General features: G+C 49.0%; 42 protein-coding genes. 2 read left to right on the top strand and 40 right to left on the bottom strand.

What is annotated here, in order from left to right; translation table 11 throughout:
• Positions 1-307: 307 nt before the first annotated feature.
• Together M891_RS0115765 and M891_RS0115760 are read right to left on the bottom strand one after the other, a co-directional pair.
• On the bottom strand, positions 308-538 hold the full coding sequence (locus tag M891_RS0115765) for a hypothetical protein (protein WP_016310733.1): 231 nt from the start codon (positions 536-538) through the stop codon (positions 308-310).
• A 142-nt stretch (positions 539-680) separates the two neighbouring features.
• Positions 681-1,295 (bottom strand): stage II sporulation protein M, encoded by a 615-nt coding sequence (locus M891_RS0115760; protein ID WP_028539499.1) that lies wholly within the window; start codon positions 1,293-1,295, stop codon positions 681-683.
• 123 nt (positions 1,296-1,418) lie between these two features.
• On the opposite strand from M891_RS0115760, the gene pdaB reads away from it, so the two are divergent.
• On the top strand, positions 1,419-2,228 hold the full coding sequence (pdaB, locus tag M891_RS0115755; RefSeq protein ID WP_028539498.1) for a polysaccharide deacetylase family sporulation protein PdaB: 810 nt from the start codon (positions 1,419-1,421) through the stop codon (positions 2,226-2,228).
• A 21-nt stretch (positions 2,229-2,249) separates the two neighbouring features.
• On the opposite strand, the gene M891_RS0115750 is transcribed toward pdaB, so the two are convergent.
• Positions 2,250-2,858, bottom strand: a complete 609-nt coding sequence (locus M891_RS0115750) for a KinB-signaling pathway activation protein (RefSeq protein WP_016310730.1) — start codon at positions 2,856-2,858, stop codon at positions 2,250-2,252.
• Positions 2,859-2,996: 138 nt separating this feature from the next.
• Here M891_RS0115750 and gerD point away from each other — a divergent pair, with 138 nt between their 5' ends.
• Positions 2,997-3,794 carry a spore germination lipoprotein GerD gene (gene gerD / locus M891_RS0115745; RefSeq protein WP_028539497.1) on the top strand — a complete coding sequence of 266 codons (798 nt, stop codon included), beginning with the start codon at positions 2,997-2,999 and terminating at the stop codon, positions 3,792-3,794.
• Between the two features lie 47 nt (positions 3,795-3,841).
• On the opposite strand, the gene M891_RS0115740 is transcribed toward gerD, so the two are convergent.
• The 37 genes from M891_RS0115740 to rplC form a co-directional block, all read right to left on the bottom strand.
• Positions 3,842-4,957 carry an Mrp/NBP35 family ATP-binding protein gene (locus M891_RS0115740; RefSeq protein ID WP_028539496.1) on the bottom strand — a complete coding sequence of 372 codons (1,116 nt, stop codon included), beginning with the start codon at positions 4,955-4,957 and terminating at the stop codon, positions 3,842-3,844.
• Between the two features lie 62 nt (positions 4,958-5,019).
• Positions 5,020-5,790 (bottom strand): N-acetylmuramoyl-L-alanine amidase CwlD, encoded by a 771-nt coding sequence (gene cwlD / locus M891_RS0115735; RefSeq protein ID WP_028539495.1) that lies wholly within the window; start codon positions 5,788-5,790, stop codon positions 5,020-5,022.
• 93 nt (positions 5,791-5,883) lie between these two features.
• On the bottom strand, positions 5,884-7,056 hold the full coding sequence (gene sat, locus M891_RS0115730; RefSeq protein ID WP_028539494.1) for a sulfate adenylyltransferase: 1,173 nt from the start codon (positions 7,054-7,056) through the stop codon (positions 5,884-5,886).
• 37 nt (positions 7,057-7,093) lie between these two features.
• Complete coding sequence (locus M891_RS0115725; protein WP_016310725.1) at positions 7,094-7,786, bottom strand: phosphoadenylyl-sulfate reductase; 693 nt, start codon at positions 7,784-7,786, stop codon at positions 7,094-7,096.
• 211 nt (positions 7,787-7,997) lie between these two features.
• The gene (rpsI, locus tag M891_RS0115720) at positions 7,998-8,390 is read right to left on the bottom strand and encodes a 30S ribosomal protein S9 (protein WP_009226668.1); all 393 of its coding nucleotides are present in this window, start codon (positions 8,388-8,390) and stop codon (positions 7,998-8,000) included.
• Positions 8,391-8,410: 20 nt separating this feature from the next.
• A complete protein-coding gene (rplM, locus tag M891_RS0115715; protein WP_009226667.1) occupies positions 8,411-8,848 on the bottom strand; it encodes a 50S ribosomal protein L13 in 438 nt (145 codons plus the stop codon).
• A 273-nt stretch (positions 8,849-9,121) separates the two neighbouring features.
• Positions 9,122-9,907, bottom strand: coding sequence for a tRNA pseudouridine(38-40) synthase TruA (gene truA, locus M891_RS0115710; protein WP_016310724.1), 786 nt, complete (start codon positions 9,905-9,907; stop codon positions 9,122-9,124).
• 116 nt (positions 9,908-10,023) lie between these two features.
• Positions 10,024-10,389: a 50S ribosomal protein L17 gene (rplQ, locus tag M891_RS0115705; protein ID WP_009226665.1), complete on the bottom strand. Its 366-nt coding sequence runs from the start codon at positions 10,387-10,389 to the stop codon at positions 10,024-10,026.
• Positions 10,390-10,426: 37 nt separating this feature from the next.
• A complete protein-coding gene (locus M891_RS0115700) occupies positions 10,427-11,371 on the bottom strand; it encodes a DNA-directed RNA polymerase subunit alpha (RefSeq protein WP_009226664.1) in 945 nt (314 codons plus the stop codon).
• A gap of 132 nt (positions 11,372-11,503) precedes the next feature.
• The gene (gene rpsK / locus M891_RS0115695) at positions 11,504-11,899 is read right to left on the bottom strand and encodes a 30S ribosomal protein S11 (RefSeq protein WP_009226663.1); all 396 of its coding nucleotides are present in this window, start codon (positions 11,897-11,899) and stop codon (positions 11,504-11,506) included.
• 19 nt (positions 11,900-11,918) lie between these two features.
• Positions 11,919-12,287, bottom strand: coding sequence for a 30S ribosomal protein S13 (rpsM, locus tag M891_RS0115690; protein WP_016310723.1), 369 nt, complete (start codon positions 12,285-12,287; stop codon positions 11,919-11,921).
• Between the two features lie 21 nt (positions 12,288-12,308).
• Positions 12,309-12,422 (bottom strand): 50S ribosomal protein L36, encoded by a 114-nt coding sequence (gene rpmJ / locus M891_RS0115685; protein ID WP_003333770.1) that lies wholly within the window; start codon positions 12,420-12,422, stop codon positions 12,309-12,311.
• A gap of 165 nt (positions 12,423-12,587) precedes the next feature.
• Positions 12,588-12,803, bottom strand: a complete 216-nt coding sequence (gene infA / locus M891_RS0115680; protein ID WP_007132547.1) for a translation initiation factor IF-1 — start codon at positions 12,801-12,803, stop codon at positions 12,588-12,590.
• Between the two features lie 2 nt (positions 12,804-12,805).
• Positions 12,806-13,120, bottom strand: a complete 315-nt coding sequence (locus tag M891_RS0115675; protein ID WP_009226661.1) for a KOW domain-containing RNA-binding protein — start codon at positions 13,118-13,120, stop codon at positions 12,806-12,808.
• Positions 13,121-13,123: 3 nt separating this feature from the next.
• Entirely contained in the window at positions 13,124-13,876 is a 753-nt protein-coding gene (gene map / locus M891_RS0115670; protein WP_016310722.1) for a type I methionyl aminopeptidase, read from the bottom strand.
• A 5-nt stretch (positions 13,877-13,881) separates the two neighbouring features.
• Entirely contained in the window at positions 13,882-14,526 is a 645-nt protein-coding gene (locus M891_RS0115665) for an adenylate kinase (RefSeq protein ID WP_016310721.1), read from the bottom strand.
• Between the two features lie 98 nt (positions 14,527-14,624).
• The gene (gene secY / locus M891_RS0115660; RefSeq protein ID WP_028539492.1) at positions 14,625-15,926 is read right to left on the bottom strand and encodes a preprotein translocase subunit SecY; all 1,302 of its coding nucleotides are present in this window, start codon (positions 15,924-15,926) and stop codon (positions 14,625-14,627) included.
• On the bottom strand, positions 15,926-16,366 hold the full coding sequence (rplO, locus tag M891_RS0115655) for a 50S ribosomal protein L15 (RefSeq protein ID WP_028539491.1): 441 nt from the start codon (positions 16,364-16,366) through the stop codon (positions 15,926-15,928). The genes secY and rplO overlap by 1 nt, the downstream gene beginning before the upstream one ends.
• Positions 16,367-16,419: 53 nt before the next feature.
• Positions 16,420-16,605: a 50S ribosomal protein L30 gene (gene rpmD / locus M891_RS0115650; RefSeq protein WP_009226656.1), complete on the bottom strand. Its 186-nt coding sequence runs from the start codon at positions 16,603-16,605 to the stop codon at positions 16,420-16,422.
• Between the two features lie 12 nt (positions 16,606-16,617).
• Positions 16,618-17,115 carry a 30S ribosomal protein S5 gene (gene rpsE, locus M891_RS0115645; protein ID WP_009226655.1) on the bottom strand — a complete coding sequence of 166 codons (498 nt, stop codon included), beginning with the start codon at positions 17,113-17,115 and terminating at the stop codon, positions 16,618-16,620.
• Between the two features lie 29 nt (positions 17,116-17,144).
• Positions 17,145-17,513 carry a 50S ribosomal protein L18 gene (gene rplR, locus M891_RS0115640; protein WP_028539490.1) on the bottom strand — a complete coding sequence of 123 codons (369 nt, stop codon included), beginning with the start codon at positions 17,511-17,513 and terminating at the stop codon, positions 17,145-17,147.
• Between the two features lie 84 nt (positions 17,514-17,597).
• Positions 17,598-18,140, bottom strand: coding sequence for a 50S ribosomal protein L6 (gene rplF, locus M891_RS0115635; RefSeq protein WP_009226653.1), 543 nt, complete (start codon positions 18,138-18,140; stop codon positions 17,598-17,600).
• Positions 18,141-18,170: 30 nt separating this feature from the next.
• Positions 18,171-18,569: a 30S ribosomal protein S8 gene (rpsH, locus tag M891_RS0115630; protein ID WP_009226652.1), complete on the bottom strand. Its 399-nt coding sequence runs from the start codon at positions 18,567-18,569 to the stop codon at positions 18,171-18,173.
• 31 nt (positions 18,570-18,600) lie between these two features.
• On the bottom strand, positions 18,601-18,786 hold the full coding sequence (locus M891_RS25005; protein ID WP_009226651.1) for a type Z 30S ribosomal protein S14: 186 nt from the start codon (positions 18,784-18,786) through the stop codon (positions 18,601-18,603).
• A 43-nt stretch (positions 18,787-18,829) separates the two neighbouring features.
• A complete protein-coding gene (rplE, locus tag M891_RS0115625) occupies positions 18,830-19,372 on the bottom strand; it encodes a 50S ribosomal protein L5 (protein ID WP_016310718.1) in 543 nt (180 codons plus the stop codon).
• A gap of 33 nt (positions 19,373-19,405) precedes the next feature.
• Positions 19,406-19,759 (bottom strand): 50S ribosomal protein L24, encoded by a 354-nt coding sequence (rplX, locus tag M891_RS0115620; protein WP_084628906.1) that lies wholly within the window; start codon positions 19,757-19,759, stop codon positions 19,406-19,408.
• A gap of 52 nt (positions 19,760-19,811) precedes the next feature.
• Positions 19,812-20,180: a 50S ribosomal protein L14 gene (gene rplN / locus M891_RS0115615; RefSeq protein WP_009226648.1), complete on the bottom strand. Its 369-nt coding sequence runs from the start codon at positions 20,178-20,180 to the stop codon at positions 19,812-19,814.
• 36 nt (positions 20,181-20,216) lie between these two features.
• The gene (gene rpsQ, locus M891_RS0115610; RefSeq protein WP_009226647.1) at positions 20,217-20,480 is read right to left on the bottom strand and encodes a 30S ribosomal protein S17; all 264 of its coding nucleotides are present in this window, start codon (positions 20,478-20,480) and stop codon (positions 20,217-20,219) included.
• A gap of 52 nt (positions 20,481-20,532) precedes the next feature.
• Entirely contained in the window at positions 20,533-20,733 is a 201-nt protein-coding gene (rpmC, locus tag M891_RS0115605; RefSeq protein WP_009226646.1) for a 50S ribosomal protein L29, read from the bottom strand.
• Positions 20,723-21,157 (bottom strand): 50S ribosomal protein L16, encoded by a 435-nt coding sequence (gene rplP / locus M891_RS0115600; RefSeq protein WP_009226645.1) that lies wholly within the window; start codon positions 21,155-21,157, stop codon positions 20,723-20,725. The genes rpmC and rplP overlap by 11 nt, the downstream gene beginning before the upstream one ends.
• Positions 21,158-21,159: 2 nt before the next feature.
• The gene (gene rpsC, locus M891_RS0115595) at positions 21,160-21,828 is read right to left on the bottom strand and encodes a 30S ribosomal protein S3 (RefSeq protein ID WP_009226644.1); all 669 of its coding nucleotides are present in this window, start codon (positions 21,826-21,828) and stop codon (positions 21,160-21,162) included.
• Positions 21,829-21,841: 13 nt separating this feature from the next.
• Positions 21,842-22,174, bottom strand: a complete 333-nt coding sequence (gene rplV, locus M891_RS0115590) for a 50S ribosomal protein L22 (RefSeq protein ID WP_009226643.1) — start codon at positions 22,172-22,174, stop codon at positions 21,842-21,844.
• Positions 22,175-22,212: 38 nt separating this feature from the next.
• Positions 22,213-22,491: a 30S ribosomal protein S19 gene (rpsS, locus tag M891_RS0115585; protein WP_009226642.1), complete on the bottom strand. Its 279-nt coding sequence runs from the start codon at positions 22,489-22,491 to the stop codon at positions 22,213-22,215.
• Positions 22,492-22,565: 74 nt separating this feature from the next.
• Positions 22,566-23,396, bottom strand: coding sequence for a 50S ribosomal protein L2 (gene rplB, locus M891_RS0115580; protein WP_016310717.1), 831 nt, complete (start codon positions 23,394-23,396; stop codon positions 22,566-22,568).
• Positions 23,397-23,424: 28 nt separating this feature from the next.
• Positions 23,425-23,715 carry a 50S ribosomal protein L23 gene (gene rplW, locus M891_RS0115575; protein WP_016310716.1) on the bottom strand — a complete coding sequence of 97 codons (291 nt, stop codon included), beginning with the start codon at positions 23,713-23,715 and terminating at the stop codon, positions 23,425-23,427.
• Positions 23,715-24,338 carry a 50S ribosomal protein L4 gene (rplD, locus tag M891_RS0115570; protein WP_016310715.1) on the bottom strand — a complete coding sequence of 208 codons (624 nt, stop codon included), beginning with the start codon at positions 24,336-24,338 and terminating at the stop codon, positions 23,715-23,717. Before rplD ends, rplW begins: the two co-directional genes overlap by 1 nt.
• 28 nt (positions 24,339-24,366) lie before the next feature.
• Positions 24,367-24,990 (bottom strand): 50S ribosomal protein L3, encoded by a 624-nt coding sequence (gene rplC, locus M891_RS0115565; protein WP_016310714.1) that lies wholly within the window; start codon positions 24,988-24,990, stop codon positions 24,367-24,369.
• Positions 24,991-25,011 lie beyond the last annotated feature (21 nt).

Below are 25,011 nucleotides of genomic sequence, written 5' to 3'. Positions count from 1 at the left end.
TTNNNANAAACTGACGAGATCGGATCGAATTTCAAGGCCGAAGTACACCGGTTTGAAATTCATCCTTAAAAATCTCAGTTTAATTACTCACTCGTTGTTCAGTTTTCAAAGATCAACTTCGTTTTTCGTCATCGCTTTGTTTCAGCGGCGACTTTTATAATATATCACAGTCAGTCAGGTTTTTGCAAGAGTTTTTTTGAACTTTTTTCTTGCTAATGTTTTCCTGTCCTTCACTGCTTGTCCATGCAAAACAAGGACGATTGCTAATTTACCATAAGATTAGCCCCGCCGTCAACTATTTCTTAACCTATTCTTTTGCTTGTGGAAAACGAGCCCGCCGGGCATATTTCGATAATTCCTTGGAGGGAGCAAAGCGAGCATACATCCGGAAAATCGTTTTATAGCGGTTAGCGATCGCCTGACGAATATCTTGATCGAGTCGCGTATCGTTCAGATCGAGCAGCATTTCATCCAATTCTTTTCGCAGCACATAATCCAGTTCCTTGCATTCCTTATCAGTGAACAACATTCCCAGCATGCATAACACTCCTTGTTCGATCCATGTTTTAAGATATCGATCTATTTATAGATGCTTTAATGTTATGCTCACTTTTTGGGAAATTTATGAATGCATGCGAAAATCATTAATCACTTTAATTTTCAAAGACCTGACTTGCCGCTCAACCAACGAGATAAAAAGTTAACGTGCTCTCAATCACCGCAGCGACCAGCAGCATAACAACAATCCAGATCGCCCCCCGCCCGGCAGAAACAAGAAAGCCTCTCCAATCCACCGTACGCTCCGAGGCATCTCTGGAACCAGCCTCTCCTAAGCTCTTTACCGCCAAATAGCCGAATTGCATCCCAAACCCTGCGGCAATCAGAATCGCAGGAATTTCAAAGATCCCATGAGGAAGCAGACCACGAACGATCAAATCCACTAAATTCTCACCTCGACCGCCAGCCGCCGCCACCACAAATCCTAAAGCCAAACCGTTCATCAACAAGAAGAAAGCCGGTAAAATCCCAAGAATGGCGCCTAGCAACATCACACCGAGACTTTTAGTCACATTATTAAAAAAGATAAACAGGAAGAAGTTCCACTCCGGATGCTCCGACTGTGCCAAATCCCGGCTGATCCGGCTAAGCTGTTCGAGATTAGGCATTACCAGGCGGGTTAACGTGTCTGCATTTGCTGCCCCCAGAACTAGTCCCGCTGCAAAAATCAAAATCGATAGCAGCATGGCTTTCTTATATTTACGTAAGTCGCGGATAAACTTCCGAATCGAGAACATTGCATCAATCTCCTTCAAATTATGATCGGCCAAGCGTCATAAAGCTGTGGAACAAGCATACATTTGTACAAGCGGATCAGTTCAGATCATTTCATTCTGATAACGAGAGGGGCTTAAAGGTTCATGAACAACTTCTTCTATGTCCTTAACGGAAAGAAAATCAAACGCTTTTTCTTTGTCTTCGCTGCGGCCCTCTTTGCTGCCGGCGTCATTTACGTGGAGCAGGGCCATGTCACGGTATTCTCAGAGGAAAGCGCTCCGTCGGCTATTTATAGCGTGTCCACGAACAAAAAAGTCATAGCCCTTACCTTCGATATCAGTTGGGGCGATACGCGGGCCGAGCCGATTCTCAACGTGCTGAAGGAGAAGAATGTGCAGAAAGCCACCTTCTTCCTGTCTTCGCCTTGGAGCAAGACCCATCCAGACATCGTCAAAGCAATTCAGAAGGAAGGTTATGAAATTGGAAGCCACGGGCATAAGCATACGAATTACAGCAGCCTGAGCGACGAGGAAATTGCCCGTCAGATTTCAACCGCACATACGATTTTGACCGAAGTAACAGGCCAACCTCCTAAGCTGCTGCGGCTTCCAAACGGTGACTTCGATAAGCGCGTGCTTAGAATTGCGGCAAGTCAAGGCTACAAAGTCATTCAATGGGATACGGACTCTCAGGATTGGATGAACAAAGGAGTTCAAACCATCGTTGACCGCGTCGTTAAAAAAGCCCATCCCGGGGATATCGTTCTCCTTCACGCCAGCGATTCGGTGAAGCAAACGCATGAAGCGTTGCCGATTATCATCGATGAGCTCCGCAAGAAAGGCTATGAGTTTGTGACCGTAACGGACCTGCTGCAGGAAGCCAGCGTTCAAGGCAACGAAGTCCGTGATCAAGCATGGCTGAAGAAGCAGCTTGAGTACGCAATTGGATTGTAAACTGTAGCAAAAAAGCCCAGTTTAGGCTGGGCTTTTTGGTATTTCTGTACTTCCTGAATTCAGCACGCGCTGCAGAATTAAGATTTGATATGCATTACATGCGACTAATGGCGCAACAATCCAGGCCGTCGCGGAATTGACCCCAATCTTCAATACGCCAACGGTCTCTACAATCGTAACCGCAATCATAAAGAACAACGTGGGAATCCAGGCAGTTGCATTCGTCAATTTCGCCTTATAAAACGCAGTCCCCACAGCCACAATAAGAATGACAATGCCAAGGACTATGTCAGAATACCCGTTCTTCTCCCCGCCTACGAAAATGCGGAAGAACATGAGTTCCAGCAACGCTAAAGCAGTTAAGACCAACTGGATATATTGCCACGTTCTTCTGGAGAAGACTCCGTTCCCCATATAATTGATCATTAAATATGCAAAAAAGCCCATTTGAGAATACACGCTAACCATAATGCCCACACCAAGTAAAATCCCGACATTGACCAGAATATCGGTCAAGCCTTTATATTGCAGGGTATCGGCCCATTGCAACAACAGGCCGACAATCAGCGACCCCGCCGCTCCTACGGCTAAGGTTGTCCCAAATAAGTAAAGCCACTTTTTTAAGTTCAAACCCCTTCCACCTCCACTAACGAAATATTTTACCAACGATCCCGGTAAAAAACCATTGTTTTTAAGCTTTTCGTTGGGATATTTCCGTTTCTAAGCCGCATACTAACTTCAGCAATGATGATAAGGAGGAAGGGAACCATGAAATGGCGGGGTACCCGTTGGATTTTATGCTTCTTATGTACATTCACTCTTCCGCTTGCAGCCTGCGGTTCTGAACAAAGCTCCTCCTCCTCTTCCCAGGGTGGGGGATATAAAGAAACGAAGTCGATGGTCATCGATATTCTTAAGACCGACGAAGGTAAAAAAGCTATATATGAAGCATTAAGCTCTCCGCCAAGCAGCGAGAGCGGCGGCTCAGAATCCGGTTCGGAGTCCGGATCTGACTCTGGTTCCGGTTCAGATTCCGGTTCCGGTTCAGGTGGATCCGGAGGAAGCGGCGGAAGCGGATCGTTTGGGGTGAAGATGATTCTCCCGTCCCAAACCGCCAATGAGGTGCGTATGGCGGTCAAGGAGACGATCACTTCCCCTGAATACAAAAAGGAAATTGAGAAGATCATGACCGATCCGCAGTTTGCCGGAGATTTTGCGAAGGCGATTAACGCCCAAAGCAAAGAGCTCCATATGCAGCTGATCAAGGACCCAACGTATCAGAAAGCGATTAGTGACATCCTGAAATCGCCGGAAGTCATGAAGATGTTCCTTGATTTAACCAAGACGCCGGACTACCGCAAGCAATCCATGACGGTTATGCAGGAGGCCATGCAAAGTCCATTGTTCAAAATGGAAGTGCTTGAGCTGTTAAAAACCGTTGTTCAAGAGCAACTGCAGCCTAAGGTCGAAAAAGAGCCTAAGGATGACGGAGGCAGCGGTGGCGACGACGGCGGCGATGAAGGCGGACAAAGCAAAGAAGGCGGAGGCAGCGGTGGAGCTTCATAAGCTGATAGCAATCAACGCTCCACAAAAAAAGACTGACCCTTTAGGGATCAGTCTTTTTTACATTTCAACACGATGCGCTGCGCCAGTTCGTCATACAGCTGACCCACCGGGGTCTCTGCTTTGTACACTGACGGAGAAAAGTCCGGCTCGGAGGGATGGTTATCCGGCGCCCCCAGCGGGAATTGTGCCAGCAATTCCGTATGTAAGGACTCTGCCAACCGAGCACCGCCGCCGCGCCCGAAGACATAATCCTTCTCGCCGCATTTGGAGCACTCGTAGTAAGCCATATTTTCGACGACGCCCAGCACTTCATGTTCCGTGCGCAGCGCCATAGCCCCTGCTCGGGCAGCAACAAAAGCAGCAGTAGCATGCGGGGTAGTGACGATGATCTCCTTGCTTTGCGGAATCATCTGGTGCACGTCAAGGGCGATATCCCCTGTACCCGGCGGAAAATCAAGCAGCATATAATCCAAATCGCCCCACTGAACATCGCTGAAAAATTGCCGAAGCATTTTCCCCAGCATCGGGCCCCGCCAAATGACCGGGTTATTGTCCTGGATAAAAAAGCCCATCGACATCACCTTGACGCCAAACCGTTCTACAGGTAAGATTTGGCCGTTCTCCACCACCGGGGCCTCTTCAATCCCCATCATATCGGGAACGCTAAAGCCATAGATGTCGGCGTCAATTAAGCCCACCTTCTTGCCTTGACGCGCCAGGGCCACCGCCAAATTCACCGTGACGGTGGATTTGCCTACTCCCCCCTTACCGCTGGCAACAGCAATAAATTGCACGCCAGATCTTGGATCAAGAATCGGCAGCCCCTCCAACCCTGCTCCATGCCCCTTCAGTTCGTTGCTTTGGCCATGAGATGAGTCCGAAGGTTGACGAGCCGCGCTAAACGCGGCCTCACGCTCCTGCTCCGAAGCTTCACGGAAGCGAAGATGCACATCCTTCACCCCTGCTTCGGATAAACGAAATCGGATCTCCCGCTCGGCTTCCACTTGTGCTGCACTGCCTTTCTCAAAGCCAACGACGGTTAATGAGACGCGGTCTTCCTTGATCATAATATCGCGAATCCACTGGAGGTCGACTAGACTGAGACCTGTGGTTGGTTCTGCAACCGGGCGTAATGTTGCCTGAAGCTGTTCTTTCGTAATCACTGACAGCACCTCGACTTCATCAGATAGTTAGGTCTATTAAGATAGTTAGTTCTATTATATCATTACCTGACATCCTCTGCCGGGGTTTGTACCTTTTCTCCAGAATAATATCGCAAGATCCCCTGATAAATGGAAGCAGCTACTTTCCGTTGGTACGATTCCGTGCCAAGCAACCCCGCTTCCTCTGGGTTCGATAGGAACCCGACCTCCACCAGGACAGCCGGAATCTTCATCGCTTCAAGCAAATACACTTTCTTATCCGCACGATTCGCTACCCGGTCGGTGTTCTCCAGATTCCGTCTAAGCTCTTCCTGTACGAGCGCAGCCAAGTTGGCGTTATCTGCATGATTGGGATAATAGAACGTTTGTGCGCCTCGCCAGCGCGGCGAAGGAATGCTGTTCATGTGTATACTCACGAGCAGATCGGCCTGCTGTTCCTCAATAAAGCGGACCCGTGTCATTAAATCCTCGGTCTTCCGTTTACTGTAGCCCCTCGTGTCGGCCGCGGCCAGGTCCTTGTCCTCCTCGCGGGTCATGACAACCACCGCACCCGCCTGCTGCAAATAATCGCGCAGGTACAAAGAGACGGCGAGATTGATGTCTTTCTCGATCAGCCCCTGCTTACTGCTGGCTCCCCCATCGGGTCCGCCATGCCCAGCATCCAGGGCAATCACCTGCCCCGCCAGCGGCAGACTCCAATAATTCCAGGCTTTCTGCGCCGGCACCCGGTAGAAGGCCAACCCCAGGATCACGGCAGCCAGACCTACGCCGATCAGCGCTATTTTGATGTGGTTCAGAGTAATCCATAACGTCACCTTATCTCGATCGCGCATAAAAAAAGCCACCTTTCTCCCTTCATGACATTACTCATGATATGGGACAAGGTGGACAAATATGACTCTTATCGGATTAGGCTAACCTGTGATTTAAGTGGGTTGCACCTGCTGCTTCATTCCTTCGATCAGGACCTCCGCAACCTCCGGCCGGGTAAATTCCGGCGGCGGACAAACCCCATCGCGCAGCAAACCGCGTACCTTCGTTCCGGACAAGGTTAAGTGATCTTCTTTCGGATGTGGACAGGTCTTGCTGGAAGCCATATTCCCGCATTTCGTGCAGAAGAAGCTATGTTCAAAGAACAGCGGCGTGATGCCCAACTCCTCCGAGGTGAAGTTCGAGAAGATCTCTTGGGCCTCATACGTGCCGTAGTAATCGCCAACCCCAGCATGGTCGCGACCCACGATAAAATGCGTGCATCCGTAGTTTTTGCGCACCATCGCATGAAAAATCGCTTCACGTGGTCCAGCATAACGCATCGCTGCCGGGAACACCCCTAGAAAAGCACGATTTGCCGGATAATAGTGTTTCAGCAGCGTTAAATAGCTCTTCATCCGAACATCGGCTGGTACATCGTCGGATTTGGTCTCGCCGACCAGCGGATTAAGGAATAGCGCATCCACGATTTCCATCGCACTCTTCTGAATATATTCATGCGCCCGGTGAACCGGATTGCGGGTCTGGAACCCTACAACGGTTCTCCACCCCTTCTCGGCAAAGATCCGCCGCGTCTCGGCTGGGTCAAAATAAAACTCCTTAAACCGCGCCGGTTCCGGTCGGTTCAACACTTGAATCGAACCCCCAACGTAGTATGGCGAACGTTCCAGCAGCTTCTTCACTCCAGGATGCGCAGGATCATCGGTTTTGAACACTTTACGCGCTTCCTCTGCCTGATCTACAGAATAGACGCTGCCTATCTCAAGCAGACCGTAAACAACGCCGTCCTGCTCACCAATCAACGCGACCTGTTCTCCTACTTCCAGACTTTCCGCTTGTTCTCGTCCGACAGAGAGAGTAATCGGAATACTCCAGACCGTCCCGTCAGCCAGCCGCATACGATCAACGACCGACCGATAATCGTCTTCGTTCATAAACCCGGTTAAGGGTGAAAAGGCCCCCACCCCAATGAGGTCCAAGTCCGAAATCGTCCAGTTATTGATTTGAATGGATGGAAGGCCCTTTGCCTTTTCCAAGAGACTGTCCCGTTCAGATCCAGTTACCACCCGGTTAATCAGACTTCCACCATGCGGTAATATTGACGTCACCCGTATCTCCCCCAATTCCGTTATTTCAATGCCGTGATTATTGGTGCAAACCGCATTCTGTTTTTTCCGTACCGGACCAACGCCCTGCCCGTGGATCTTCGCCTGGCATTACCGGACGGGTACAATGTTCACAGCCAATGCTAGGATAATTGCGGTCATGCAAAGGATTATAAATGAGCTGATGCTCGCGAATGTAGTTCCATACATCATCCGAAGTCCAGTTAGCGATCGGATTAAATTTCACCAGACCAAACTTGGTGTCGTATTCAATTTTCTTCGCATTGGCTCGGGTTGGTGCCTGGTCGCGGCGAATCCCGGTAATCCATGCATCGTAACGGCCTAACACCCGTGTCAGCGGCTCAACCTTACGCAGGTTGCAGCAAGCGTTAGGATCTGCCTTCCACAGCTCCTCCCCATACTTCTGTGTCTGTTCTTCTGGTGTTAGCAGAGGGGAAATTCGTACAAATTCCAACCCATATTTGGCCGCAATCGCGTCCCGGGTCTCATAAGTCTCTTTAAAATGAAAATCCGTGTCTAAGTAAAAAATGTCGGTAGACGGGCTGATTTGCTGCAGCATATCGACCAGTACAACATCCTCAGCCCCAAAGCTGCAAGCAAAGGTGATATTCGGAAATGTCTCTACCGCCCAGGCGAGGATTTCTTGGGGGGATAACGACTCAAATTCCTCGGCCTTGGCCGCAATCAGTTGCTCTTTTTCCAATAAATTCACTGTTCTTCAGACCTCCCGCATCTGGTTAATCCAGACTTGCAATTATTCCAACTAATCTGATTTGAATTATATTTAAAAGTATAGGGTATTCCCTCTAGAAGTCAATACTAAAAATTCCAAAATGAAAAAAAGTCCGATGGTATCCGTTAATTTAAACGCAAAAAAAGCCCCTTTCCAAAACGGAAAGGGACTTTCGTAAGCAATATAAAGATTAACGTTTCGAGAACTGAGGAGCACGGCGAGCTGCTTTGAGGCCGTATTTCTTCCGTTCCTTCATCCGTGGGTCACGCGTCAAGAAGCCTGCTTTCTTCAATGCAGGACGCAGTTCCGGATCTGCTTTGAGCAGAGCACGGGAAATCCCGTGACGGATTGCGCCAGCTTGACCGGAGATACCGCCGCCATGAGCGATGACGATCACGTCGTAGTTACCCAGCGTTTCCGTCAAAGTCAGCGGTTGTTTTACGATCAGCTTCAGCGTTTCCAGACCAAAATAATCGTTGATGTCGCGTTTATTGATGACAATGCGTCCTTCACCCGGTACAAGGCGAACACGAGCTACCGAATGTTTACGACGACCTGTCCCATAGTATTGTACTTGTGCCATGAAACTGTCCTCCCTTTTAATTATCCGCGAAGTTCGTAAACTTCAGGTTTTTGTGCCGCATGTGGATGCTCAGTGCCCGCATAAGCTTTCAGTCTCAGCTTCATTTTCTCGCCAAGACGAGTTTTAGGCAGCATGCCGTGAACGGCGGATTCAATTACACGTTCAGGTTTCGTTCTCAGCAAATCCTTAGCAACGGTCACTTTCAAACCGCCCGGATGCAGGGAATGACGATAATATTTTTTGTTATCGAGCTTTTTGCCGGTCAGGGCGATTTTCTCCGCGTTGATGACGATCACAAAGTCACCGCAGTCAACATGTGGAGTAAATTGTGGTTTGTGTTTACCGCGGATAAGAGCAGCAGCTTCGCTAGCCAAGCGGCCCAGCGTTTTGCCTTCGGCATCGATGATGTGCCATTTGCGCTCTACTTCGCCTGGCTTCGCCATATAAGTGGTACGCATGTAAAGATCCTCCTTCAAATTCGTCCGAAATGGTTCATCCTGCTGAACACGATCATGCTCTTCGGGTCGCTTGACCTACGTCAGCAGATTTATCTTCGATCGTTTCATTCATGTTTAGCAAGCATATAATTCTTGTTTAAGCGGCTTTCTTGACTGGGGGCTGTGGGATAGCCATCAAGAAAACACAACTTTTATTTTACAGGAAGCCCAGTTAATACGCAAGCCTTTTTCAAAGGTTATCCCGAAAAAATCAAGCTTCCAAACCCCACCATTTCAGTCGTTCAAATCTTCTTCTTCGTATTCTACGCTCCAGAGCATCAGCCCTTTACTCTCCGCCGTTGGGCCTGCGGCTGTCCGATCCTTCGCCTCCAGAATCGCTTGGATCGATTCAGGCGTCCGTTTACCTTCACCGACCTCGATCAAGGTGCCCACGATGATCCGGACCATATGCTGCAGAAATCCGCTCCCCGTGACATAAAAATGGACAATCCCCTGCCCCGTTGCTCCAGGAATTTTCGCTGATGAATCCACCTCGATGCGGGCATCATATATGGTACGAACGTGACTTAGCTTCGTGGACTGACGCGAGGCGAACGAAGTAAAGTCGTGGGTTCCCATCAGATAAGGCAGGCATGCCTGCATGGCCTCCACATTAAGCTGTCCTGGATGATGAAACTGATAGTTCCGTTGGAACACATCCGGGAATCGGTTGGTATTAATGGAGTAGCGGTAGGTTTTCCGTTTGGCCGAATGCCGTGAATGGAAGGTCAGAGGGACCTCCCGAGCCGTCAACACGCGGATATCAGAAGGGAGCCGCGCGTTAAGCGCCAAACACCAACGTTCCACAGGAATTCGCGAATCGGTGTGAAAATGAAAAGGCTGCTGTCTCGCATGCACCCCGGCATCGGTTCGTCCCGAGCCATGAATTTTCACCGTTTCTCCCGTTAAATGGCGGATGGCTCCCTCGATATGATCCTGAACCGTATTTCCGCCCGGTTGGGTCTGAAAGCCGAAATAGTTGGTTCCGTCATAGCTGACGGTCATCAGCAAGTTGCGCATCGGTTCCTTCCTTTCTCAAGGCCACACCTTCAGTTCAATAAAAAAACTCTCCGAAAGCTTAGCCGTAAGGCGAGCCGACAGAGAGTTTTACACGCAAGAAATGGGGAACCCCCGAATTACGCGCGATCTACCAGTTCCAGATAAACCATAGGAGCAGCGTCGCCGCGGCGAGGTCCCAGCTTCAGGATACGAGTGTATCCGCCTGGACGGCTGGAATAACGAGTTGCCAGTTCGGTGAACAGCTTTTGGATTGCATCCTGCTCGCCGTCGATCGATTCGCGACGAACGTAAGCTGCCACTTGACGACGAGCATGCAGGTCACCACGTTTTGCCTTGGTGATCAGCTTCTCAGCGATCGAACGAACTTCTTTCGCTTTTGCTTCCGTCGTTTGGATGCGTTCGTATAAGAACAGGTCGGTTACCAGGTCACGGAACAATGCTTTACGTGCGCTGGAATCGCGGCCCAACTTTTGGTATGCCATGAGTTTTCCCTCCTTCGCTAAAACGATTCAAGTCAACTTATTCTTCAGTGCGCAATCCCAAACCTAACTCTTGGAGCTTCTCTTGAACTTCTTCCAAAGACTTGCGACCCAGGTTACGTACCTTCATCATGTCTTCTTCAGTTTTCGTCGTAAGCTCTTGTACCGTATTGATACCGGCACGTTTGAGGCAGTTATAGGAACGAACGGAGAGATCAAGCTCTTCAATCGTCATTTCAAGCACTTTTTCTTTCTTGTCTTCTTCCTTCTCGACCATGATTTCCGCGTCTTTCGCTTCGTCCGTAAGGCCTACGAACAAGAAGAGATGCTCGGTCAAAATTTTCGCGCCGAGGCTTACCGCTTCTTCAGGTCTGATACTGCCATCGGTCCACACTTCAAGCGTAAGCTTGTCGTAGTTGGTCACTTGGCCAACCCGGGTATTCTCAACCACGTAATTGACCCGTGTAATCGGGGTATAGATCGAATCGACGGGAATGACACCGATCGGTTGATCATCTCGTTTATTTCGATCTGCCTGAACGTAACCACGTCCGCGGCCTGCGTAGATGCGCATGTGGAGTCTTGAACCCGGTTCAAGCGTTGCAATATGCAGATCCGTATTCAAAATTTCCACATCGCTGTCCGCACGGATATCCCCTGCCGTAACAACGCCTTCGCCTTCCGCATCGATTTCGAGGATCTTCTCCTCATCCGAATGAATTTTCAGCGAGAGTGCTTTCAGGTTCAGGATGATCTCCGTAACGTCCTCCATAACGCCCGGTACGGTCGCGAATTCATGCAGAACTCCATCGATTTGGACCGAGGTTACCGCAGCACCCGGCAGAGAAGAGAGCAAAATCCGGCGAAGCGAGTTGCCCAGTGTGGTGCCATACCCACGTTCAAGTGGTTCTACTACAAATTTCCCATAGGTGCCTTCATCGTTAACTTCTACGGTCTCGATTTTTGGCTTTTCGATTTCTATCACGAAAGTACCCCTCCTTCAAAACGTCGTTCCTTTCAATCTGCCTAAGGTGCTGAAGTTCGTAACGTAGTATGCCTAAACATCCATTGTTCCCAATTGACGCTGGTGTTATACCACGGCTTCAGCGCGGCTTCATTAAACGCGGCGGCGTTTTGGAGGACGGCAGCCGTTATGAGGAATTGGAGTAACGTCTTTAATCATGTTGACTTCAAGGCCTGCCGCTTGCAAGGAGCGGATAGCGGCCTCACGGCCGGCGCCAGGGCCTTTAACCATAACCTCAACGGTTTTCATGCCATGTTCCATCGCAGCTTTGGCAGCAGATTCAGCAGCCATTTGCGCAGCAAACGGAGTCGACTTACGGGAACCTTTGAATCCAAGACCGCCGGAGCTCGCCCAGGAAATCGCGTTACCGTGTGGATCCGTAATAGTGACAATCGTGTTATTGAATGTGGAGCGGATATGAGCCACGCCAGATTCAATATTTTTCCGGTCACGACGTTTCGTACGTACGACTTTCTTTGGTTTAGCCATTGTCTGTTATCCCCCCTTCTTATTTCTTCTTGTTCGCTACAGTACGACGAGGACCCTTACGAGTACGGGCATTCGTTTTCGTACGTTGTCCGCGAACCGGCAAGCCGCGACGATGACGCACTCCGCGGTAGCAGCCAATTTCGATCAAACGTTTAATATTTAAAGAAATTTCACGACGCAGGTCACCTTCAACCTTGACCGTTTTGTCGATCGTTTCGCGTAGTTTGCTAACCTCATCTTCCGTCAAATCACGAACACGAGTGTCCGGATTGATGCCTGTTTCTTTCAGGATTTTCTGGGAAGTCGTTTTACCGATTCCGAAAATGTAAGTTAAGGCGATCTCAACGCGTTTATCACGTGGCAAATCCACACCAGCAATACGTGCCATTTTACGCTACACCCCCTTCAATTAACCTTGTTTTTGTTTGTGTTTCGGATTTTCGCAAATCACCATGACATTGCCTTTGCGACGAATGACTTTGCATTTTTCGCAAATCGGCTTTACAGAAGGTCTTACCTTCATGCTGATTACCTCCTAAAAGTTTTACAGAAGTAAAACTGGGATCGAAAGCATACGTTCTTCTTTTGCGAAAGCAAAAATCCAATCGCACGCATTCTAATCATAAACTACTGTCAGAAACAACTCAACCTGAATATTGTACCACAACTTTACCATAATGGGTATAGTCTATTTGCGGTAAGTAATCCGGCCTTTCGTCAAATCGTATGGCGAAAGCTGTACGACCACTTTGTCTCCTGTCAGAATGCGGATAAAGTGCATCCGCAACTTCCCGGAAACGTGAGCGAGAATTTGATGACCATTCTCCAACTCTACTCTAAAGGTTGCATTCGGCAACGGTTCAATGACCGTACCTTCGACTTCAATGACATCTTCTTTAGCCACAGTCAGTCTCCTTTCTCTTCAGCCATAGAATTGGCGGACTTCTGATAAGCAAGAACTGCATGGCGCAGTTTCCCGTTCGTCACCCGTCCGCTTTCCTGCAAACTATGAACAACCTCGCTGCTAACGATGGGCAGTAGCTCAAGATGCTGGGCATTTTTACGTTTGGGTCCATCAAACTTCCGTTTGTTTCCGTCCGCGATCCAGACGAATTTGTCGTCCAGAATCCCGACAATCACATAAATCGCTCCGGCATCCCTGCCTTTGAGAACTTTCACCAACTGACCGATTTGCGGCGCTGAGCGCTCTTTCACGTTCATCACCTACGCATCCAGCTTCGTGAAAATTTCCATCCCGTCCGGCGTAACAGCTACCGTATGCTCAAAGTGAGCGCACAAGGAGCCATCCACCGTAACCACTGTCCAATTGTCTTCCAGCGTTTTAACATATCGCTTCCCCATGTTAACCATCGGTTCGATCGCCAGGACCATCCCCGGCTTAAGCCGCGGGCCCCGGTCGGGCAAACCATAATTCGGAATTTGCGGTTCTTCATGCAAGCTCGCGCCAATGCCATGACCCACATATTCCCGAACGACGGAAAAACCGGCAGCTTCGATGAATTGCTGAATTGCATGCGAGATCGTGTACAATCGAACATCCGGTTTAACGAGCGCAAGGCCCGCATACAAGGAACCTTCGGTGACTTCCAAGAGACGCTTGGCTTCCTCCGAAATTTGACCTACCGGATACGTCCACGCCGAGTCCCCATGGAAACCACGATACTCCGCGCCGATATCCAATGTAATGATATCGCCTTCGTTCAATTTGCGTTTGCCGGGAAATCCGTGTACCAATTCTTCGTTGACCGAAGCGCAAATGCTGTAAGGAAAACCGTTGTAACCTTTAAAGGACGGCACGGCGCCCTGACTGCGAATGTATTTATCGGCGAGTTGATCGAGTTCTCCCGTCGTAATTCCAGGCTGAATCGCTTGGGCCATGAGCCTGTGCGTTTCCGCGACGATCCGCCCAGCTTCTCGCATAAAGCCCAGTTCCGTTTCGGATTTACAAATGATCATTACACCTAACCTCGCAGTAGTGACACGATTTCCTTCGAAACCGCATCGATTTCCTGTTCACCATCTACCTGACGCAACAGGCCTTTGTCTTCATAGAACTTCAGAAGCGGTGCGGTTTTGTTGATATATTCGTCCAAACGAGTGCCTACGCTCTCTTCGTTATCATCCGAGCGTTGGTATAACTCGCCGCCGCATTTATCACAAACACCTTCCTGCCCCGGAGGATTAAAGATCACATGATAAGTGGCGCCGCAGGATTTGCATATCCGGCGTCCAGTCAGCCGCGCTAACAGCTTGTTCCGGTCCACTTTCAGGTTGATGACGTGGTCCAGCTTGCGACCCATACTATCAAGCAGCTCATCCAGCGATTCCGCTTGCGAAAGGGTTCTTGGAAATCCGTCCAATAAGAAACCTTTTTCGCAATCGGGCTGCTGCAAGCGTTCGCGAACGATCCCCACTGTCACATCATCAGGCACGAGCAGTCCCTGATCCATATATTCCTTCGCTTTCATCCCCACAGGTGTTCCCTGTTTGATTGCCAGGCGAAATGCGTCGCCGGTAGAGATATGAGGAATACCGAATTCGTTAACGATTGTCTCGGCTTGTGTTCCTTTTCCTGCTCCGGGAGGCCCCATGAATAGTAGGTTCATGTTTCTCACTCCCTCCAACACTTCTCTACAACAAGAAATAGCTCAGTTAGGTGCCAGGCAAGGACGTTTGCACGTCCTCTGATCCTGGTACCTACCGACTATTTATTAATAAAACCTTTATAGTGACGTTTGATCAATTGGCCTTCGATCGTCTTCATCGTATCCAGCGCAACGCCGATTACGATGAGGATCGATGTACCACCGATCAAGACGGTGCTCGGCAATCCTGCGATAGCCCCCAATCCCATAGGGAGAATGGAGATGGCTGCAAGGAAGAGCGCACCGGTCATCGTCAAACGAGTTAATACCCGAGTTAAGTAGGTTTCCGTCGCTTTACCAGGACGGATCCCTGGAATGTAGCCACCGTTTTTCTTCATGTTCTCAGCCATCTGCTGCGGGTTCATCTGTACGAACGTATAGAAGAACGTAAAGCCGATGATCATGATCACATAAAGCACCATCCCGAGCGGACGGTTGGTAGACAAATGGGTCGTAATCCATTGCGCCCATGCATGCGTCGACCAGAAGCTGGCGATGACAACCGGGAATTGCAGCAAGGATACTGCGAAAATGACCGGAATGACGCCGGCAGCGTTGATCTTGAGCGGAATATGCGTATTCTGTCCGCCATACATTTTGTTACCTACCACACGTTTTGCGTATTGCACCGGGATTTTCCGGATCGCTTGTTGTACGTAGATAACACCGATGACGATCAAGATGCACACCAAGAGAATCGCGATGGATTTCACCACATTAATGAAAGGCTGGCCTTCAATGATAAAATCCGATTGCGCAATCGTCGTAATGTGCGTAGGGATGGAAGCAACGATCCCCGCGAAGATAATCAGCGAGATCCCGTTACCAATCCCTCTTTCGGTAATCTGCTCACCTAACCACATCAGGAAAGAGGTACCCGCTGTCAACACAATCGCGATGACCAGATAATCACCGAAGGTCGCGTTCGGCACCATTTCCGTTCCGTACAAACGGTTAAAGCCAATCGACGTTGCGAACGCCTGAATGAGGGCCAAAATGACCGTTCCGTAACGGGTCACTTGGGCCATTTTCTTCTTACCGTGTTCCCCTTGCTTAGCCCATTCCGCAAACTTCGGAATGACATCCATCGACAAGAGCTGTACGATGATGGAAGCCGTGATATAAGGCATAATCCCGAGGGCAAAGATCGAGAAGTTCTTCAGGGCGCCGCCCGAGAAGGTGTTCAAGAGCCCAAGCAAGTTGTTTCCTGCTGCATTGTTTGTTGCTTCAAAAACGTCTTTATTAACGCCCGGAACCGGAACGAAGGATCCGATCCGGTAAATGAGGAAGATAAACAACGTGAACAGGATGCGGTTGCGAAGGTCTTGAACATGCCATATGTTCTTAATGGTTTTAAACATTAGATCACCTCGGTTTTACCGCCGGCAGCCTCGATTTTCTCTACCGCAGATTGGGAGAACTTATTCGCTTTAACTGTCAGTTTGACAGTAACTTCACCGTTGCCAAGAATCTTGATGCCGCTCTTCGCGTCTTTCACGATTCCTTGCTCAATCAACAGCTCAGGAGTTACTTCCGTATCCGCCGCAAAGTTGTTCAAATCTTCGATGTTGACAATCGCATACTCTTTCCGCGTCGGATTGATGAAACCGCGTTTTGGCAAGCGACGATACAGCGGATTCTGACCGCCTTCGAAGCCCGGACGCACACCACCGCCGGAACGAGCGTTTTGACCTTTGTGACCGCGAGTAGATGTTTTACCCATGCCGCTACCTGTACCGCGACCAACGCGTTTGCGTTCGTGGCGGGAACCAGGAGCAGGAGAAAGCTCATGTAACTTCATCGTTCGTTGCACCTCCTTATTTATTGTTGGCAATTAACAAGCTTACGCTATCCTTAGCCTTCAATTTCTTTAACCGAAACCAGGTGGCTCACTTGATTCACCATGCCGCGAATGGCTGGGTTATCGTTGTGAACAACGGATTGGTTAATTTTGCGAAGACCCAAGGTTTTCACGGTAGTACGTTGGTTCTCCGGACGACCGATCAAACTACGCACGAGGGTAATTTGCAGTTTAGCCATGAGATTCCCTCCTTAACCGAGAAGTTCTTCGACGGTTTTACCGCGCAATTTCGCAACATCCTCAGCGCGTTTCAGACGGGACAAGCCCTCCAAAGTCGCGTTGACCATGTTGATGGAATTCGAAGAACCCAAAGATTTAGTCAAAATGTCGCCTACGCCAGCCAATTCAAGAACCGCACGAACTGGACCGCCGGCGATAACCCCGGTACCTTCGGATGCCGGTTTCAGCAGAACGCGGCCAGCTCCGAAATGCCCGATTACTTGGTGAGGGATCGTAGTACCTACGAGCGGAACATGCACAAGATTTTTCTTCGCATCTTCAATGCCTTTACGGATCGCGTCAGGTACTTCGCCTGCTTTACCGATCCCAGCGCCAACCCAGCCTTTGCCGTCGCCGACAACCACGAGTGCACTGAAGCTGAAACGGCGTCCGCCTTTAACTACTTTAGCTACGCGGTTAATGTTTACAACTCTTTCTGTCAGTTCTAAAGTGTTCGGATCTACACGCAAGTCGTTAACCTCCTTTTAGTGATGATTTTTTAGAATTCCAGGCCTGCTTCGCGGGCTGCGTCAGCCAGCGCCTGAATCCGTCCATGGTACAGATATCCTCCACGGTCAAAAACAACGCTCTTATATCCTTTCGCTTGTGCGCGTTTTGCGATCAATTCGCCCACTTTACGAGCGGATTCCACGTTGCCGCCGTTACCGATCGAACCGCTCAGTTCTTTATCGACGGTCGAAGCACTAGCTACGGTTACGCCTGCTACGTCGTCGATCAGTTGAGCGTAGATATGTTTGGAAGAACGGTATACGTTCAGTCTTGGACGAGCTGCCGTTCCTTGGACTTTCTTACGTACACGCAGATGTCTTTTCAGACGTGCTTTGTTCTTATCAGCTTTTGTAATCATGACTTCCATTTCACTCCCTTCGGTTTACCGCTATCGGACATTTCGTTTCAAGACGCCAGAAGGCTAGGCACGAGAAGAAGAAACTTATTTCTTCTTACCGGCTTTACCTTCCTTACGAATAATGCGTTCGCCTTCATACTTGATCCCTTTGCCTTTGTATGGCTCAGGCTCACGGACAGAACGAATTTTAGCGGCATATTCGCCTACGCGTTCTTTATTGATCCCTTTAACGATGATCTTCGTATTCGAAGGTACTTCGAATTCGATGCCCTCTTCCGGTGTGATTTCTACCGGATGGGAGTAACCCACGTTCAGAACCAGTTTCTTGCCGGACAAGCTTGCGCGGTAACCGACACCAACCAGCTCGAGCGATTTGGAGAAACCTTCCGTTACCCCGCTGACCATGTTGCTGACAACGGAGCGGGTCGTGCCATGCAGGGAACGATGTAATTTATTATCAGAAGGACGCTCAACGGTAATGACGTTACCTTCAACCGTTACCTTGATGTCCTTGTGAAGCTCACGAGTCAAAGTACCTTTCGGACCTTTAACTGTAATGACGCTATTATCAAGTGTGACATCCACACCACTTGGTACTGTGATTGGTTTGCGACCAATACGAGACATTTATTGCACCTCCTTGTTATAAGACGTAAATTACCAAACGTAGCAGAGGACTTCGCCGCCGGCTTTGGACTGACGAGCTTCCTTGTCAGTCATGACACCTTTGGAAGTGGAGATAATCGCGATACCCAAGCCGCCGAGGACACGAGGAATTTCGTTGCTTTTCGTGTACACGCGAAGGCCTGGTTTACTGATTCTCTTAAGTCCAGAGATAACGCGTTCGTTGTTCGGGCCGTATTTCAGGAAAATACGGATGATCCCTTGTTTGTTATCATCGATATATTCAGCGTCACGGATGAAACCTTCACGCTTCAGGATCTCAGCGATTTGTTTCTTGATCGTGGACGCAGGCAGTTCAACCGTCTCGTGACGCACCGTGTTGGCGTTACGAATACGAGTAAGCATATCTGCAATTGGATCTGACATAGTCATACGTGTAAACCTCCTTCCCGTTGTTGATTAATTACCAGCTTGCTTTTTTCACGCCAGGAATCTGGCCTTTATAAGCTAATTCACGGAAGCAAATTCTGCAAATTTTGTACTTTTGCAATACCGAATGTGGGCGACCACAACGTTCACAACGGGTATAAGCCCGAACTTTAAATTTAGGTGTACGTTGTTGTTTAACTTTCATCGAAGTTTTAGCCACTTAGCCTGACACCTCCTAAATAGTTTCGGAGAAAATAGACGAATTACTTAGCAAACGGCATGCCGAGTTGCGTCAAGAGCTCGCGGGATTCTTCGTCGGTTTTCGCCGTCGTTACGATGACGATATCCATACCGCGTACTTTATCCACTTGATCGTATTCGATCTCAGGGAAGATCAGTTGCTCTTTCAGGCCCAGCGTATAGTTACCGCGACCGTCAAATGCTTTCGTCGATACCCCGTGGAAGTCACGGACACGCGGAAGCGTTACGTTAAACAGTTTGTCAAGGAAATGATACATGCGGTCACCGCGAAGAGTTACCTTCACACCGATCGGCATGTTCTCACGCAGTTTGAAACCAGCGATGGATTTCTTCGCGCGAGTGATAACTGGCTTTTGACCAGCGATCAGTTGCATATCGTTCACTGCGGAATCAAGTACTTTGGAGTTCGCTACAGCGTCACCAACACCCATGTTGATAACCACTTTCTCGATCTTCGGCACTTGCATTACCGTTGTATAGTTGAATTTTTGAATCAAAGCAGGTGTTACTTCGTTCAAAAAGCGTTCTTTCAATCTTGCTGCCATGAATCATGGACCTCCTTTCTTAACGTTTCTCGATTAGTCGATTACTTCTCCAGATCTCTTCGCTACGCGAACTTTTTTGCCGTTGTCCAATACTTTGTAACCGATACGGGTTACTTTTCCGCTCTTCGGATCAACGTGCATAACGTTCGAAACGTGAATCGGAGCTTCCTTCTCGATGATGCCGCCTTGTGGGTTCAGTTGGTTAGGTTTTAGATGTTTCTTAACCATGTTCACGCCTTCCACAAGCACGCGGTTTTCACGAGGATATGCGGCGATGACGCGGCCTTTTTTGCCTTTGTCTTTACCGGAAATCACGATCACCGTGTCGTCTTTTTTGACGTGCAGCTTATTGTTATGAGATTCAAGAATCTTCTTCAGTCTAGGCACTTGGTTTACACCTCCTGTTAAATCGGGCTCCCCGTTGGGTTATGGGGTGTTCTTAGATAACTTCCGGAGCCAAGGAAACGATCTTCATAAAGTCCTTGTCGCGAAGTTCACGGGCAACAGGTCCGAAGATACGCGTTCCGCGTGGGCTCTTATCTTCTTTAACAACAACTGCTGCGTTTTCGTCGAATGCGATGTAGGAACCGTCTTTACGACGAACGGAACGTTTCGTACGAACGACTACCGCTCTAACGACATCCCCTTTTTTGACAACGCCGCCTGGTGTTGCTTGTTTGACGGAGCAAACGATCAGATCTCCGATTTGTGCCGTACGACGACCCGTACCACCCAAAACGCGGATACACATCAGTTCCTTCGCGCCGGAGTTGTCAGCAACCTGCAAACGTGTAAATGGTTGAATCATGGATATTTCCTCCTTTCGGTCTAAGCTACCGTGCTATTAAATGATAACCGCTTCTTCAACGACTTCAACGAGTCTCCAGCGTTTGTCTTTGGACAGCGGGCGAGTTTCGGCGATTTTAACGATGTCACCGATTTTCGCGGTGTTGTTCTCATCATGCGCTTTAAATTTCTTCGTGTATTTAATGCGCTTATGGTACAAGTCATGCTTTTTGTAAGTTTCAACAGCTACAACGATCGTTTTGTCCATCTTGTCGCTGACAACTTTACCAATTTGCACTTTACGGCTGTTACGTTCGCTCATGGTTTGCCTCCTTCCTGGACTTAGGCGCTTTGCTAGATTCGCTCAGCGCTTCTTAACTAGTAATCCCAAGTTCTCTTTCACGGATAACGGTTTTAGCACGAGCTATTTCCTTGCGCACATCGCGGATCCGAGTCGGATTATCGAGTTGGCCGGTAGCCAACTGAAAACGGAGGTTAAAGAGTTCTTCTTTAAAACCTGCGATTTTTTGTTCGATTTCTGCAGTGGTTAAGTTGCGAAGTTCATTAGCTTTCATTTGCTTCACCACCCAATTCTTCACGTTTCACAAACTTCGTTTTGATCGGCAGTTTGTGGGCAGCAAGACGCATAGCTTCGCGTGCAACTTCCTCCGATACCCCGGCAAGCTCAAACATGATTTTGCCCGGCTTCACAACTGCGACCCATTTTTCTACGTTACCTTTACCGCTACCCATCCGGACTTCAAGAGGCTTCTGAGTAATCGGCTTGTCAGGGAAAATCTTAATCCATACTTTACCGCCACGTTTGATGTAACGAGTCATCGCGATACGCGCTGCTTCGATTTGACGGTTCGTGATCCAAGTCGGCTCCAGAGCCTGCAGGCCGTATTCACCGAAGTTCAGTTCGGTGCCGCCTTTTGCTTGGCCTCTCATATTACCGCGTTGTTGCTTGCGGTGTTTTACGCGTTTTGGTACCAACATGATTAGTTGCCTCCTTCCTGAGCAGCTTGTTGTTTCTTAGCCGTAGGAAGAACCTCTCCACGATAAATCCATACTTTTACGCCGATGCGGCCATAAGTCGTATGCGCTTCTGCCGTACCGTAATCGATGTCGGCGCGGAGCGTATGAAGTGGAACAGTTCCTTCACTGTAGCCTTCCGTACGAGCAATTTCAGCACCGCCGAGACGACCGCTGACTGCCGTTTTAATCCCTTTCGCTCCCGAACGCATCGTTCTTTGAATTGCTTGTTTCAACGCACGACGGAAAGAAACACGACGTTCCAATTGTTGTGCAATGCTTTCAGCAACCAAGATTGCGTCAAGATCAGGGTGTTTGATTTCAGAAATGTTGATGTGAACCTTTTTGCCGCCTGCGATTTTCGTAATTTCACCGCGCAGGTTTTCAACTTCCGAACCGCCTTTACCGATAACCATGCCCGGTTTAGCAGTGTGGATCGTCACGTTCACACGATTTGCCGCTCTCTCGATCTCAATCCGAGATACCGCGGAGTCTTTCAGTTTATTTTTCAGGTGTTCACGAATTTTTACGTCTTCCAGCAAAAGATCACCGAAATCTTTGCCTGCGTACCATTTGGATTCCCAATCACGGATAATCCCTACTCGTAATCCGACCGGATTTACCTTTTGGCCCACACGTTTTCCCTCCTTATTTTTCGGATACCACCAAAGTAATGTGGCTGGTGCGTTTGTTGATCCGGCTAGCACGTCCCATTGCCCGCGGACGGAAACGTTTCATCGTCGGGCCTTGGTTAACGTAGGCTTGCGTAATCACCAATTTATTTACATCCATAGAATAGTTATGTTCAGCATTGGCAATCGCCGAGTTCAACAGCTTCTCCACGATCGGGGATGCTGCTTTTGGCGTATGGCGCAGAATTGCAATCGCGTCGCCAACTTGCTTACCGCGGATCAGATCAACCACGAGTTGAGCTTTGCGGGGAGCAATACGAATCGATCTTGCATGTGCTTTAGCTTCCATGTAGTATTACCTCCTCTCAAACGAAGAACTTATCGTTATTAACGTCTCGTTTTCTTATCGTCATCCGTATGACCTTTGTAGGTCCGGGTTGGAGCAAATTCGCCCAGTTTATGTCCGACCATATCCTCGGTTACGTACACCGGTACGTGCTTGCGGCCGTCATAGACACCAAACGTATGACCAATGAATTGCGGATAGATCGTGGAGCGACGGGACCAAGTTTTGATCACGACCTTCTTGTTCGAAGCGCTCGCTTCTTCCACTTTCTTAAGCAGGTACCCGTCGACAAAAGGTCCCTTTTTCAGACTGCGACTCATTCATTTATCCTCCCTTCACAATGCGCTGCAAGTTACGCTTCGTTCATGCCGCGAAGTGATCCGCAGGATGCGGATTACTTCGTGCGACGGCGAACGATATATTTATCAGAAGCTTTGCCTTTTTTACGCGTTTTGTAACCAAGGGTTGGTTTGCCCCAAGGAGACAACGGAGATTTACGGCCGATCGGAGCGCGACCTTCACCACCACCGTGTGGGTGATCGTTCGGGTTCATGACGACACCGCGGACTTCTGGACGTTTGCCCAGCCAACGGCTGCGTCCGGCTTTACCGATTTTCACGAGCTCGTGGTCACCGTTACCTACGGAACCGATCGTTGCGCGGCAAACTTTCAGAACTTTACGAACTTCGCCGGAAGACAGGCGGATCGTTACGTATTTGTCCTCTTTACCGAGCAATTGAGCTTCTGTACCAGCAGCACGAACAAGTTGTCCGCCTTTACCTGGTTTCAGCTCGATGTTGTGGATCACGGTACCTACCGGGATGTTTTCCAGCGGCAATGCATTACCGATTTTGATGTCGGAACCTGCGCCAGATTCGATCACGTCGCCCACTTTCAAGCCTTTAGGAGCGATGATATAGCGTTTCTCACCATCGGCATAGTGGATCAAAGCGATGTTCGAAGTCCGGTTTGGATCGTATTCGATCGTAGCAACGCGGCCTGGAATTCCATCTTTGTTCCGTTTGAAGTCGATGATCCGATATTTACGTTTATGTCCGCCGCCATGGTGACGAACAGTGATTTTACCTTGGTTGTTGCGGCCGGCAGTTTTGCTCAGCGGCGCAAGCAAAGATTTCTCCGGCTGATCCGTCGTAATTTCTTCGAAGGTCGACACGCTCATCGCACGTCTAGCCGGGGAAGTCGGTTTGTACTTTTTGATTGGCACGAGATTTCCCTCCTTACTTTAAGCGATTTTATACCGATTCAAAAAATTGGAGCGGCTTGCTTTCAGGTGTTAATGTAACAAACGCTTTTTTCCATTCTGGAGTGTATCCGGAGTAGCGTCCGTAACGTTTCAGCTTCCCGGGAACACGCAGGGTGTTTACGTTCTTCACCTTCACGCCGAAAATGGACTCAACAGCTTGTTTGATTTCCGTTTTGTTCGCGCGAATGTCTACTTCAAAGACATATTTCAGGTCGTTCATATATTCCGTGGAACGTTCCGTAATCACCGGGCGTTTGATAATATCGCGAGGATCCTTCATTACGCGAGCACCTCCTCTACCTTCTGAACTGCTTCTTTCGTAATGATCAGTTTGTCGTGCGTCAGCACGTCAAGAACATTAATGCCGTCTGCTGCCACGAACTTCACGCCTGGAATGTTACGAGCGGAAAGCGCAATGTTGTCGTCATAGCTAGGAGCTACAACCAGAGCTTTACGTTCCACTTTCAGGTTGTTCAAGATCGCTGCAAATTCTTTCGTTTTCGGAGCGTTCATCGCAAGTGCATCCAATACGATGATGTCCTGATCGATCACTTTCGACGAAAGCGCCGATTTGATCGCCAAACGACGAACTTTCTTAGGCAGTTTGTAGGAATAGCTGCGCGGAGTTGGTCCGAATACCGTACCGCCGCCTTTCCATTGAGGAGCGCGGATCGAACCTTGGCGCGCACGACCTGTACCTTTTTGTTTCCAAGGTTTACGGCCGCCGCCACGAACTTCGGAGCGTCCTTTAACTTTGTGCGTACCGAAACGCAGGGAAGCACGCTGCATTACAACAGCTTCATGAAGAACATGAGTGTTCGGCTCAATTCCGAATACGGCATCGTTCAATTCTACTTCGCCCACTTGGCTACCGCTAATATTGAAAAGTGCTACTTTTGGCATTTGTTGTTCCTCCTTTCCTGAGGGTTAATTATTTCTTAATAGTTTGTTTTACTTTAACGAAGCTGTTTTTCGGTCCAGGAATCGAACCTTTCACGAGCAAGACGTTGCGTTCTGCATCGACTTTAACAACTTCAAGATTTTGAATCGTTACAGTTTCATGTCCCATATGTCCAGGCAGGTTTTTACCTTTGAATACACGGTTAGCTGCGATGGAACCCATGGAACCAGGTCTACGATGGTAACGGGAACCGTGAGCCATTGGGCCGCGGCTTTGTCCCCAGCGTTTGATTACGCCTTGGAACCCTTTACCTTTCGAAATCCCTGTTACGTCAACAAATTCGCCTTCAGCAAAAATATCGACTTTGACCTCTTGGCCAACCTCGTATCCTGCCAAATCAACACCGCGAATTTCGCGAACGTAGCGCTTAGGCGTTGTGCCTGCTTTCTTTGCATGCCCAACTTCAGGCTTATTCGCTCTAGCTTCCTTCTTATCGGAGTAGCCAAGCTGAATCGCTTCGTAACCGTCGTTCTCCAGGTCTTTCTTCTGCAGAACTACGTTAGAGCTAGCCTCAATAACCGTTACAGGAATGACATTCCCTTCCGGAGTAAACACTTGAGTCATACCAAGTTTCTTCCCTAAGATACCTTTCATGTTGACACCTCTTTTCCTTTC

Origin of the sequence: Paenibacillus sp. J14, assembly GCF_000518465.1 — a bacterium.
Taxonomy (GTDB): Bacteria; Bacillota; Bacilli; order Paenibacillales; family Paenibacillaceae; genus Fontibacillus; species Fontibacillus barengoltzii.
Note: the sequence above shows the minus strand (reverse complement) of the source record. Positions and strands in the feature narration are given on the sequence as shown.

What these genes read in the sequence shown, in the direction of transcription:
- rplC (WP_016310714.1), bottom strand. Translation starts at nt 24,990, where the DNA reads ATGAAAGGTATCTTAGGGAAGAAACTTGGTATGACTCAAGTGTTTACT.
- rplE (WP_016310718.1), bottom strand. Translation starts at nt 19,372, where the DNA reads ATGGCAGCAAGATTGAAAGAACGCTTTTTGAACGAAGTAACACCTGCT.
- rpmJ (WP_003333770.1), bottom strand. Translation starts at nt 12,422, where the DNA reads ATGAAGGTAAGACCTTCTGTAAAGCCGATTTGCGAAAAATGCAAAGTC.
- pdaB (WP_028539498.1), top strand. Translation starts at nt 1,419, where the DNA reads ATGAACAACTTCTTCTATGTCCTTAACGGAAAGAAAATCAAACGCTTT.
- rplP (WP_009226645.1), bottom strand. Translation starts at nt 21,157, where the DNA reads ATGTTGGTACCAAAACGCGTAAAACACCGCAAGCAACAACGCGGTAAT.
- rpsH (WP_009226652.1), bottom strand. Translation starts at nt 18,569, where the DNA reads ATGACTATGTCAGATCCAATTGCAGATATGCTTACTCGTATTCGTAAC.
- rpsM (WP_016310723.1), bottom strand. Translation starts at nt 12,287, where the DNA reads ATGGCACGTATTGCTGGTGTGGATTTGCCACGTGATAAACGCGTTGAG.
- rplN (WP_009226648.1), bottom strand. Translation starts at nt 20,180, where the DNA reads ATGATTCAACCATTTACACGTTTGCAGGTTGCTGACAACTCCGGCGCG.
- rplO (WP_028539491.1), bottom strand. Translation starts at nt 16,366, where the DNA reads ATGAAGTTACATGAGCTTTCTCCTGCTCCTGGTTCCCGCCACGAACGC.
- rplQ (WP_009226665.1), bottom strand. Translation starts at nt 10,389, where the DNA reads ATGGCATACCAAAAGTTGGGCCGCGATTCCAGCGCACGTAAAGCATTG.
- rpmC (WP_009226646.1), bottom strand. Translation starts at nt 20,733, where the DNA reads ATGAAAGCTAATGAACTTCGCAACTTAACCACTGCAGAAATCGAACAA.
- truA (WP_016310724.1), bottom strand. Translation starts at nt 9,907, where the DNA reads ATGCGCAACTTGCTGATGACCGTCAGCTATGACGGAACCAACTATTTC.
- rpsQ (WP_009226647.1), bottom strand. Translation starts at nt 20,480, where the DNA reads ATGAGCGAACGTAACAGCCGTAAAGTGCAAATTGGTAAAGTTGTCAGC.
- rplW (WP_016310716.1), bottom strand. Translation starts at nt 23,715, where the DNA reads ATGAAGGATCCTCGCGATATTATCAAACGCCCGGTGATTACGGAACGT.
- secY (WP_028539492.1), bottom strand. Translation starts at nt 15,926, where the DNA reads ATGTTTAAAACCATTAAGAACATATGGCATGTTCAAGACCTTCGCAAC.
- M891_RS0115665 (WP_016310721.1), bottom strand. Translation starts at nt 14,526, where the DNA reads ATGAACCTACTATTCATGGGGCCTCCCGGAGCAGGAAAAGGAACACAA.
- rpsI (WP_009226668.1), bottom strand. Translation starts at nt 8,390, where the DNA reads ATGGCACAAGTACAATACTATGGGACAGGTCGTCGTAAACATTCGGTA.
- rpsK (WP_009226663.1), bottom strand. Translation starts at nt 11,899, where the DNA reads ATGGCTAAACCAAAGAAAGTCGTACGTACGAAACGTCGTGACCGGAAA.
- rpsS (WP_009226642.1), bottom strand. Translation starts at nt 22,491, where the DNA reads ATGAGTCGCAGTCTGAAAAAGGGACCTTTTGTCGACGGGTACCTGCTT.
- rplV (WP_009226643.1), bottom strand. Translation starts at nt 22,174, where the DNA reads ATGGAAGCTAAAGCACATGCAAGATCGATTCGTATTGCTCCCCGCAAA.
- M891_RS0115760 (WP_028539499.1), bottom strand. Translation starts at nt 1,295, where the DNA reads ATGTTCTCGATTCGGAAGTTTATCCGCGACTTACGTAAATATAAGAAA.
- rplR (WP_028539490.1), bottom strand. Translation starts at nt 17,513, where the DNA reads ATGATTACAAAAGCTGATAAGAACAAAGCACGTCTGAAAAGACATCTG.
- gerD (WP_028539497.1), top strand. Translation starts at nt 2,997, where the DNA reads ATGAAATGGCGGGGTACCCGTTGGATTTTATGCTTCTTATGTACATTC.
- M891_RS0115765 (WP_016310733.1), bottom strand. Translation starts at nt 538, where the DNA reads ATGCTGGGAATGTTGTTCACTGATAAGGAATGCAAGGAACTGGATTAT.
- cwlD (WP_028539495.1), bottom strand. Translation starts at nt 5,790, where the DNA reads ATGCGCGATCGAGATAAGGTGACGTTATGGATTACTCTGAACCACATC.
- rpmD (WP_009226656.1), bottom strand. Translation starts at nt 16,605, where the DNA reads ATGGCTAAACTGCAAATTACCCTCGTGCGTAGTTTGATCGGTCGTCCG.
- map (WP_016310722.1), bottom strand. Translation starts at nt 13,876, where the DNA reads ATGATCATTTGTAAATCCGAAACGGAACTGGGCTTTATGCGAGAAGCT.
- M891_RS0115675 (WP_009226661.1), bottom strand. Translation starts at nt 13,120, where the DNA reads ATGAACGTGAAAGAGCGCTCAGCGCCGCAAATCGGTCAGTTGGTGAAA.
- rplM (WP_009226667.1), bottom strand. Translation starts at nt 8,848, where the DNA reads ATGCGTACCACTTATATGGCGAAGCCAGGCGAAGTAGAGCGCAAATGG.
- rplF (WP_009226653.1), bottom strand. Translation starts at nt 18,140, where the DNA reads ATGTCTCGTATTGGTCGCAAACCAATCACAGTACCAAGTGGTGTGGAT.
- rplD (WP_016310715.1), bottom strand. Translation starts at nt 24,338, where the DNA reads ATGCCAAAAGTAGCACTTTTCAATATTAGCGGTAGCCAAGTGGGCGAA.